The 9,167-nt window shown below is 68.8% G+C and carries 11 protein-coding genes; 6 read left to right on the top strand and 5 right to left on the bottom strand.

The annotated features are described in order from the left end of the window. Positions 1–2,013: leucine--tRNA ligase (leuS, locus tag AC1DZ6_RS12095; RefSeq protein ID WP_477097425.1), on the bottom strand; the 2,013-nt coding region annotated here is incomplete at its 3' end. Positions 2,014–2,160: 147 nt separating this feature from the next. Further along, the gene (locus AC1DZ6_RS12090; protein WP_477097424.1) at positions 2,161–2,673 is read right to left on the bottom strand and encodes a DUF3576 domain-containing protein; all 513 of its coding nucleotides are present in this window, start codon (positions 2,671–2,673) and stop codon (positions 2,161–2,163) included. 386 nt (positions 2,674–3,059) lie between these two features. Between AC1DZ6_RS12090 and AC1DZ6_RS12085 the strand changes: the two genes are divergently transcribed. Continuing rightward, a complete protein-coding gene (locus AC1DZ6_RS12085) occupies positions 3,060–3,365 on the top strand; it encodes an NtrZ family periplasmic regulatory protein (RefSeq protein ID WP_477097423.1) in 306 nt (101 codons plus the stop codon). 6 nt (positions 3,366–3,371) lie between these two features. Here AC1DZ6_RS12085 and AC1DZ6_RS12080 read toward each other — a convergent pair whose 3' ends face one another. Beyond that, the gene (locus tag AC1DZ6_RS12080) at positions 3,372–4,001 is read right to left on the bottom strand and encodes a thiamine phosphate synthase (protein ID WP_477097422.1); all 630 of its coding nucleotides are present in this window, start codon (positions 3,999–4,001) and stop codon (positions 3,372–3,374) included. Between AC1DZ6_RS12080 and AC1DZ6_RS12075 the strand changes: the two genes are divergently transcribed. Continuing rightward, on the top strand, positions 4,000–4,644 hold the full coding sequence (locus AC1DZ6_RS12075) for a YggS family pyridoxal phosphate-dependent enzyme (protein WP_477097421.1): 645 nt from the start codon (positions 4,000–4,002) through the stop codon (positions 4,642–4,644). The genes AC1DZ6_RS12080 and AC1DZ6_RS12075 overlap by 2 nt on opposite strands. Here the strand turns inward: AC1DZ6_RS12075 and AC1DZ6_RS12070 are convergent. After that, a complete protein-coding gene (locus AC1DZ6_RS12070; protein ID WP_477097420.1) occupies positions 4,641–5,171 on the bottom strand; it encodes a L,D-transpeptidase family protein in 531 nt (176 codons plus the stop codon). The genes AC1DZ6_RS12075 and AC1DZ6_RS12070 overlap by 4 nt on opposite strands. Before the next feature lie 82 nt (positions 5,172–5,253). Between AC1DZ6_RS12070 and AC1DZ6_RS12065 the strand changes: the two genes are divergently transcribed. Continuing rightward, positions 5,254–5,940, top strand: coding sequence for a response regulator transcription factor (locus AC1DZ6_RS12065; RefSeq protein WP_477097419.1), 687 nt, complete (start codon positions 5,254–5,256; stop codon positions 5,938–5,940). Positions 5,941–6,146: 206 nt separating this feature from the next. Here the strand turns inward: AC1DZ6_RS12065 and secB are convergent, their stop codons facing one another. Then, on the bottom strand, positions 6,147–6,641 hold the full coding sequence (secB, locus tag AC1DZ6_RS12060; RefSeq protein ID WP_477097418.1) for a protein-export chaperone SecB: 495 nt from the start codon (positions 6,639–6,641) through the stop codon (positions 6,147–6,149). 161 nt (positions 6,642–6,802) lie between these two features. Between secB and timA the strand changes: the two genes are divergently transcribed. The 3 genes from timA to AC1DZ6_RS12045 are packed head-to-tail and all read left to right on the top strand — an operon-like array spanning position 6,803 to position 9,097. Then, positions 6,803–7,402, top strand: coding sequence for a TIM44-related membrane protein TimA (timA, locus tag AC1DZ6_RS12055; RefSeq protein WP_477097417.1), 600 nt, complete (start codon positions 6,803–6,805; stop codon positions 7,400–7,402). Further along, positions 7,402–8,553 (top strand): MltA domain-containing protein, encoded by a 1,152-nt coding sequence (locus tag AC1DZ6_RS12050; RefSeq protein WP_477097416.1) that lies wholly within the window; start codon positions 7,402–7,404, stop codon positions 8,551–8,553. Before timA ends, AC1DZ6_RS12050 begins: the two co-directional genes overlap by 1 nt. Before the next feature lie 4 nt (positions 8,554–8,557). Beyond that, positions 8,558–9,097 carry a Smr/MutS family protein gene (locus AC1DZ6_RS12045; protein ID WP_477097415.1) on the top strand — a complete coding sequence of 180 codons (540 nt, stop codon included), beginning with the start codon at positions 8,558–8,560 and terminating at the stop codon, positions 9,095–9,097. Positions 9,098–9,167 lie beyond the last annotated feature (70 nt).

The following is a 9,167-nucleotide window of genomic DNA, read 5'->3' as shown; positions in this document are numbered from 1 at the left end:
GCCCTCCACACCGCTGTTGGTCCACTGCACGTCGCGTTCGGGCGGGCTGTCGCTCATCACGAACAGGCGCGCGGCGTCGACGCCGTAGGCCTCGAAGATGTCCTCGGGCGCGACGACGTTCTTCTTGGACTTCGACATCTTCTCGATGTCGCCGATGGTGATCGGCTCGCCGGTCGCGGCGTGGGCGGCGGTGCGCGTATTGCCCTCGACGGTGATGCGGATGTCCGAGGGCTCGACCCACTCGCCGGCGGCGTTCTTGTAGGCCTCGTGGGTGACCATGCCTTGCGTGAACAGGCCGGCGAACGGCTCGTCGACCGACAGCAGGCCTTCGTCCTTCAGCGCCTTGGTGATGAAGCGAGCGTACAGCAGGTGCAGCACCGCGTGCTCGACGCCGCCGATATACTGATCCACCGCCATCCAGTGGTCGGCCGCGGCCTTGTCGATCGGCTCGGCGGCGGTCGGGTCGGTGAATCGGGCGAAGTACCACGAGCTGTCGACGAAGGTGTCCAGCGTGTCGGTCTCGCGCTCGGCCTTGCCGCCGCAGGACGGGCAGGTGGTGTGACGCCAGGTCGGGTGGCGCAGCAGCGGGTTGCCCGGCTTGTCCTTGTCGAAGGTGACATCGTCGGGCAGCACGACCGGCAACTGGTCTTCCGGCACGCCGACGGGACCGCAGGCCGCGCAGTGGATGACCGGGATCGGGCAACCCCAATAGCGCTGGCGCGAGACGCCCCAGTCGCGCAGGCGATAGACGGTCGCGCCCTGGCCCTGGTTCATGGCCTCGATGCGGTTCACCGCCTCGGTCTTGGCGGCCTCGATGTCCAGGCCGTCCAGGAATTCGGAGTTGAAGATCGCGCCGGGGCCGACATAGGCCTCCTTGCCGACCTGGAAGCTGGCGGCGTCCTCGCCCGGCGGCAGCACCACCGGCAGGACCGGCAGGTCGTACTTGCGGGCGAAGTCCAGGTCGCGCTGGTCATGAGCCGGGCAGGCGAAGATCGCGCCCGTGCCGTAGTCCATCAGGATGAAGTTGGCGATCCAGACCGGCAGGGTCAGGGTCGAATCCAGCGGATGAACGACGCGCAGGCCGGTGTCGCGGCCCAGCTTCTCGGCGCCCTCGATGTCGGCCTCCGAGGTGCCGCCCTTGCGGCACTCGGCGACGAAGGCGGCCACGGCCGGGTCGGCCGCCGCCAGCTGCTCGGCCAGCGGATGCTCGGGGGCGATCCCCACGAAGCTGGCGCCGAACAGGGTGTCGGGGCGGGTGGTGTAGACTTCCAGGCCGTCGGCGTGACCAGCGGGAGCCGTACCGTCGAACTTGAACGTGAACCGCAGGCCCTTGGACCGACCGATCCAGTTCTCCTGCATGATCCGGACCTTCTCCGGCCAGCGATCCAGGGTCTTGAGGCCGTCGATCAGGGCGTCGGCATAGTCGGTGATGCGCAGGAACCACTGGGTCAGCTTGCGCTTCTCCACGGTCGCGCCCGAGCGCCAGCCCTTGCCGTCGATCACCTGCTCGTTGGCCAGGACGGTCATGTCGACCGGGTCCCAGTTAACCGAGGCTTCCTTGCGATAGACCAGGCCGCGCTTCAGCAGGCGCAGGAACCAGGCCTGCTGCTTGCCATAGTATTCCGGGTCGCAGGTGGCGAACTCGCGCGACCAGTCGATCGACAGGCCCAGGGCCTTCAGCTGCTCGCGCATGGCGGCGATGTTGTCGTAGGTCCAGCCCTTGGGGTGGACGCCGCGCTCCATGGCGGCGTTCTCGGCCGGCATGCCGAACGCGTCCCAGCCCATCGGGTGCAGCACGTTGAAGCCCTGGGCGCGCTTGTAGCGGGCCACGACGTCGCCCATGGCGTAGTTGCGCACATGGCCCATGTGAATGCGCCCCGACGGATAGGGGAACATCTCGAGCACGTAGTACTTCGGACGCGCGTCGGGTGTGATCGGCGTCAGGAAGGTGTTGGCGTTCGCCCAGGCGGCGCGCCACTTCGGCTCGGTGTCTTTGGGATTGTAGCGGGCCATGAAACCAGACTGTTCGTGCGGGGGCTCGCACCTGAGGCGCGGTCCGCGGAAGTCATAAGCGGTTTCGGCCTGGGCGCGGTTCTAAAAGTGCGAACGGGAGCCATTTGTCCGCGGACAAACGGCTCCCGCGAAGAACCAGGGAAAGCCCTAGTTCTTGATGTTGGAAAGTCGAAGCTGACGGGCGCGGGTCAGGATGGCGTTCTCGACGTCGGTCGCCGTCTGTTCGGTGGCGGCGGTGTCGTTCCAGCCGCCGCTGGCGTCCTTGACCTGCTTGAAGATCGTGACGTTCAGGCCGTCGGCCCGCAGGCGGGTGTCCAGGATGTAGACGGTCGCCTTGAAGCGCTCGTCCGGCTTTTCCGGATTGGTGTACCAGTCGGTGACGATCACGCCGCCGTAAGGGTCGGCCGAGGCCAGGGGCATGAACGCCAGGGTGTCGAGGCTGGCGCGCCACAGGAAGCCGTTGACGCCGATCGCGCCGGCCTGAGGCGCGGCCTTGCCGCCGCCGCGACCCTTGAAGGGGTTGAAGCCGGGCTCGTCGCTTTGGGTCGTGAACTGCCCGCCGCCCTTGTTGCCGCCGCAGGCCGAAACCCCGGTCAGAACGGTCAGCGCCAGAACGCTAGCGGCGACGCCGCGCAACACCGACCCACGCTCAAACGCCATAGTAACTTGCTCCAATGTATCACCGGCGCTCTCGCGCGACCTGGCGCGCCCCCGCAGCCGGAAGCCGGTCTATAGCATGGTCGCGCCGCGTCAAAACAGGAATCGCGTGGCAGGACCGCCACAGGCGCCGCTTGAATCGACTCTTGCGACGTCTAGACCAATCCAACGGCGGTTGACCGCGTTGTACTAGGGCCTTTAATCGATATTCAGGGAGCCCGCTCCTATATAGGGTTTGACTCTATCGAGGCGCGGGTTGGGGATTGGGTTCGAGTAACATGTTCGCCGCACGGTATTTCATGGCAGGGGCCGCCGCGCTGATCCTCACGGGATCGGCCTCGGGGGTGTATGCCCAAAGCAAGCCGCGCACGAGCACGCCTGACTTCGCCGTGAAGAGCGATTTYGGCAATTCGACCCCGATCGCGCCGTTCAACCCGACCCAAGGTCCGAAGAAGTCCCTGAAGTGGGACGACAAGAAGGGCAAGTGGGGCCTCAAGCTCGATCTCGAACAGCCCGTGGGCCGCGAGATGGAAGCCAGAGACGTCCAGGCCGGCGCTTACTACAGCGTCACCCCGTCGATCCGCGTCGGCGGCGCCGTGGCCCTGGGCGACCAAAACCCGGCCCTGTCCGCCCGCAAGAACGAGATCCAGGAACCCGCGCCCCGGGTGAAGCTGGAAACCGCGTTCAAGTTCTAAGCGCGATCAGGCGTTAAGCGCCTCAACCGCCGCTATCCCGACAATTCCCGTGTCCAGCAGTCGCGGAACCGTGTCCGCGCGCACGCCGCCCAGCGCGTAAACCGGCGTCTCCACCGCCTCGACGATCCTTTTCAGGCCGTCCACGCCCAGCGGCGCGCCCGCCGAAGGGCTGCGGCTGGCGAAGACCGGCGACACAACCAGGGCGTCCGCGCCCGCCGCGGCGCCGGCGCGAGCGGCCTGTTCATCGTGAGCGGCAAGCGTGATCAGCCAATCGGGATGCGCCGTGCGCAGTTCGGGCAGGGTCGAGACCAGGCGCTCGGGCAGATGCAGACCGTCCGCCTCGACCTCAAGCGCCAGCGCCTCGTCAGCGCCGACCATCAGCGACAGGCCCCGTCGCCGGGTGATCTCGCGCAGCCGCAGACCTTGCGCCGTCGCGTCCGGGGCTCCAAACGCCCGAAACACCACGGCCGCTCCGGCCGGCAGGCGCTCGGCGACCCGTTCGGGATCCGGCGTGCGCTCGGGATCGGTGAAGAACAGCAGGTTCGGCAGCGGCTTTCCGCGCACCGGCCATGGGCGAAGGCGCGCCGCCGTTCTAGACAGGGCTTCCATCTCGCCGATCGCGTGTTCCGAACTCATGTCCAACGTCTACGCCTCGATCCAATCCCGTATCCAGGCCGCCGCCATGGCCGCCGGCCGACCGGCCGACGCGGTCACCCTGGTGGCGGTGTCCAAGCTGCAGCCTTGGGACCATATCGCCCCCATTCTCGACGCGGGCCAGCGGGTGTTCGGAGAAAACCGCGTGCAGGAGGCCATGGGCCGCTGGAGCGAGCGCCGGGCGGAGGTCGAGCTGCGGCTGATCGGACCCCTGCAGAGCAACAAGGCCGCCGACGCCGTGGCTTTCTTCGACGTGATCGAGAGCCTGGACCGCGAGAAGCTGGCGCGGGTCCTGGCCGACCAGGTCCAGGCCCAGGGCCGGGCGCCCCGGCTGTTCGTGCAGGTCAACACCGGCGAGGAGCCCCAGAAGGCCGGTGTGAGCCCCGGGGAGGCCGACGGCTTCGTCGCTCTGTGCCGGGGCCTGGACCTGCCCGTGGAGGGCCTGATGTGCATTCCGCCGGCCGATCTCGACCCGGCCCCGCATTTCCGCCTGCTGAGCCAGATTGCGGCCCGCAACGGGCTGGCGAAGCTGTCCATGGGCATGAGCGACGATTTCGAGACCGCCATCGCCTGCGGCGCCACCTCGGTGCGGGTGGGGTCGGCGCTGTTCGGCGTGCGAACCTAGTCCGCCGCGATCTCGACYGCGTCGCCAGGCTTGGCGGCCGCCAGCAGAGCCAGAACGTCCGCCCGCGCCAGGGCCACGCAGCCCTCGGTGCCGGGATAGCCGTCGCGGGCCAGGTGCAGGAAGATCGCCGAGCCCAGGCCCGGAACCGGCGGAGCGTCATTGTGGCCCAGCACCACCACCAGATCGTAGACGTTATCGTCGCGCCACAGCCGCTCGGCGCTGGCGGGGTAGGGCAGCTTTACAGGCTCGTTGTAGGCCGGGTCGCCCGGCGCGTCGCACCAGCCGTCGTCCGGGGCGATGGGCTTGGCCTCCAGGGCCGTCGTCGGGCCGTCCGGATAGACGTCGGGGCGGTAAAGCACGTAGCGGATCGGCCAGACGCCTGTCGGACTGCGATTGTCGCCCTCGCGCTTGTCGGCCGCGGCGACCACGCCCGCCTTGCCCAGGGCGGCGCGCGCGGACCGCTCACCCCAGGCGATCTGGCCGTCCCAAGGGCTTGAACCGTCGGGGCGGGCGCGAAAGATCGTCAAGACGCGGTCTCCGAGGGTGTTGCGGCGCCAGAAGCGAGAACCGCCTTGGCGCCGGGGGCCGCAGCGGTGCATGTTCCCGCTCATGGCGCAACGCAAAACCCTTCTCCTGGTCGACGACGACGATGATCTGCGCGGGGCTCTGGCCGAGCAACTCGCCCTCCACGAGGAGTTCGCGGTCGCCGAGGCTCCGACGGCCGGCGAAGGCGTGCGGATGGCCAAGGAGCTGAAGCCTGATCTGGTCCTGCTGGACGTCGACCTGCCCGACATGGACGGCCGCGAGGCCTGCCGCCTGATGCGCAAGAACGGCGTCACCGCCCCGGTGATCATGCTGACGGCCGCGGCCAGCGACAGCGACACCATCCTGGGCCTGGAATCGGGCGCCAACGACTATGTCACCAAACCTTTTCGCTTCGGCGTGCTGCTGGCCCGCATCCGCGCCCAGCTGCGCAGCTACGAGGCCTCGGAAGACGCCCTGTTCCGGATCGGTCCCTACGAGTTCCGGCCGTCGGCCAAGCTGCTGATCGACGAAAAGCAGAAGAAGGTCCGGCTGACCGAGAAGGAAACCAACATCCTCAAGTACCTCTACCGCGCCGGCGCCAAGCCGGTGTCGCGCGAGGAGCTGCTGACCGAGGTCTGGGGCTACAACGCGGGGGTCACCACTCACACCCTGGAAACCCACGTCTATCGCCTGCGCCAGAAGATCGAGCCCGATCCGACCGTGGCGCGCATCCTGATCACCGAGATGGGCGGGTATCGGCTGCAGCCGTAGAAGCCGCAGCCATAAAAATTGTCATCCCGGACAAGCGCGTAGCGCGCCGATCCGGGACCGACGCGTGAACTCAGCGCTTCCGGCGGTCCCGGGTCTTCCCCCGGCCTTCGCCGGGGTACGCCCGGGATGACGGCGAATTTTGCACAAAGAAAAGGCCCCAACCGCTCAGGCGGTTGGGGCCTTTGTCTTGAACGCTCTTGGCGTGATCAGGCGTTGCCGATCACCACGCCTTCGGCCTGGGCCTTGCGGGCGGCATAGACGCCGGCGAAGTCGATCGGGTCGATCAGGAAGGGCGGGAAGCCGCCTTCGGTGGTGACGTCCGAGATCAGGCGACGGGCGTAGGGGAACAGGAAGCGCGGGCACTCGATCAGCAGCACCGCTTCCAGCTGGTCTTCCGGCACGCCGGCGATGTGGAACAGGCCGCCGTACATCACTTCGACGTGGAACACCGACTGTTCGTCGCGCGTGGCGCGGGCCGACAGCTTCAGGTCCACCTCGAAAAGTCCGTCGGGACGGCCTCGAGCGTTCATCTCGACACCCATGTCGATGGCCGGCGGAGCGCCGCCCGCGCGCAGCGAGTCAGGGGCGTGCGGGCTCTCGAAAGAGAAGTCGCGCACGAACTGGGCGATGATGCGAATGCCGGTTTCCGTGCCCGCGGCGTCTTCGGGAGCGGCGGGCGGAGCGGCGGTCGTGTCGGTCATGTGCGATAAATCCGTATTCGGCGTCGAAATTGGCCGCTAGGAGAGAGCCGGGCTGCTAACACGCGGGCGGCTGGCGTGCAACGCCAGGCGCCTGACGCGCGAGCCTGTTATCGCCTATATAGGAGCCACGGGGCGCCTTGGCCGAGTGAGCGGAAAATATCGTGTTTGAATGGATTATCCTGGCGGCCCTGGCCGCGGTCATCCTCTACCAGCTCTACGCCACCCTGGGTCGCCGGGTTGGACGTCAGCCAGAGGACGCCCCCGCGGTGGTTTCCGCCAACGGTCCGACGGGTGACCTGAAGGCCCCCGAAGCGCCGCCCGAAGCCCTGTCGGGCCTTGCCGCCTTGCGTGCTCGCCAGGCGGATTTCGACATTGGCCACTTCCTGAGCGGCGCGCGCCAGGCCTATGAGATGATCGTCAAGGCCTTCGCCGCCGGCGAGCGCGAGACGCTCAGGCCGCTGCTGGCGCCCGATGTCATGGCCAATTTCGAGGCCGCCATCGCGGCGCGTGAGGCCCTGAACCGCACCGAGAAGGCCGAATTCCTGGTCACGCCGCGCACCGACCTGGATTCGATCACGGTCGAAGGCGACGTAGCCAAGGCGGTGGTCCGCATCCTGGCCGAGATCCGCACCCGCTCGACCAGCGCCGAGGGCGATGCGGTCGACGATCGCCGCACGGCCGATCTCTGGACCTTCCAGCGCGACCTGAAGAGCAAGAACCCGAACTGGACCCTGGTCCGCGTCGACGTCGCGGAGGCTTGATGCTGCGCCAGGGTTTTGCCGCCGCCTTCGCCGTCCTGGCGCTGGCGGCCTGTACGACCGCGCCGGTGAAGCCGCCGGTCACGCCGGGCCCCGGCCCGATCACGCCGCCGGTCGGGCCCGTCACATCCACGGGCGCCCTGTCATTCAATGACCTGGCCGGCTGGTCGCAGGAAGACCATCTCGGCGCCCTGGACGCCTTCCGCCAGGGCTGCGGCGTGGCCAAGGCGCCGGCCCTGGCCGAGGTGTGCCGCAAGGCCCGCGCAGAGCGCTTGGGCGACGACGCCGACGCCCGCCGTTTCCTCGAAGCCAATTTCCGCCCCGAGGCCGTCCCCGGCCAGGGTCTGCTGACCGCCTATTTCGCCCCGGAATACGAGGCGCGGATGTCGCGCTCGGCCGAGTTCAACGCCCCGATGCGCGGCAAGCCGGCCGACCTCGTCAACCTCGACCTGGCGCAGTTCGATCCGAGCCTGGCGGGCAAGAAGGTCGCCGGCGAGATCGAGGGCGGGCAGGTGCTGCCCTATCCGGACCGCGCGGCCATCGAGGCCACGCCCGAGACCCGTCCCCTGGCCTGGCTGCGTCCGGAGGACCTGTTCTTCCTGCAGATCCAGGGCTCGGGCATCCTGGTCATGCCGGACAGCCGGCGGGTGCGCGCGGCCTTCGCGGCGCATAACGGCCGGCCGTTCGTCGGAATCGCCACGCCGATGCGCGACCGGGGCCTGCTGCCCGACAACAACACCTCCGGCGACGCCATCCGCACCTGGCTGGCCGAGCATCGCGGTCCCGAGGCCGACGCGATCATGCAGCTGAACCCGCGCTATGTGTTCTTCCAGACCCTGCCCGACGACGGCAAGCAGGCGGTGGGCGCGGCGGGGATCCCGCTGCCGGCCGGCCGCGCCATCGCCGTGGACGCCAGCAAGCACGCCCTGGGCGAGCTCTACTGGCTTGACGCCAGCGCGCCGAAGCTGGTGGGCGGCTTCCCGACCTATCGCCGCCTGGCCGTGGCCCTGGACGTCGGCGGTGCGATCAAGGGCGAGGTGCGGGCCGATCTCTACACCGGCACCGGCGCGGCGGCCGGGGCCGAGGCCGGGCGCGTGCGCCACGAGCTGCGCCTCTACCGCCTCGTTCCCCGAGATCGATTAAAAGGGGGCTGAGACCGTGAAGCGCCCCCCGCGCCAGGACGAAATGCGCCTGTGGGGCATGGTCACGGCCACGGTGCGGGCCAAGTCCACCCAGAAGGCGGCCGGCTGGACGCCCAAGGCCGAGAAGTCGCTGGTCCAGCCGACGACGCTTCAGCCGCTGGCCCCGCTGCTGATCGATCCCAAGAGCATCAAGCCGGCAGGGGTCCAGCGGGCTCCGGGGCCGCTGGAAGGCATCGAGCCCAACCGCAAGCGCAAGATCGCCCGCGAGCACACGCCGCTGGACGCGCGGCTGGACCTGCACGGCCTGGACCAGGACCGCGCCCGGCCGATGCTGGAGGCCTTCCTGCGTCGCGCCTGGGAGGATGGCCACCGGGCGGCCCTGGTGGTCACGGGCAAGGGCAAGCTAGGGGTCGGGGTGCTACGAGCCCGTACGCCCGAATGGCTGGCTGGGCCGGCCTTGCGGGACATCGTGGCGGGGGTGTCGCCGGCCGATAAGCGGCACGGCGGTGACGGGGCGCTGTACGTGGCGCTGAAGCGCCGGCCGCCGAAGGTTTAGAGGCTCACGCACTTGCCCCCTACGGGCCGCTGCGCGGCCGTCTTCCCTCATAGGGGGAAGAGGAGCGGTA

The organism is Caulobacter sp. P1_B12_2 (assembly GCF_056406675.1).
This window is presented reverse-complemented; position numbering and strand designations above follow the sequence as displayed.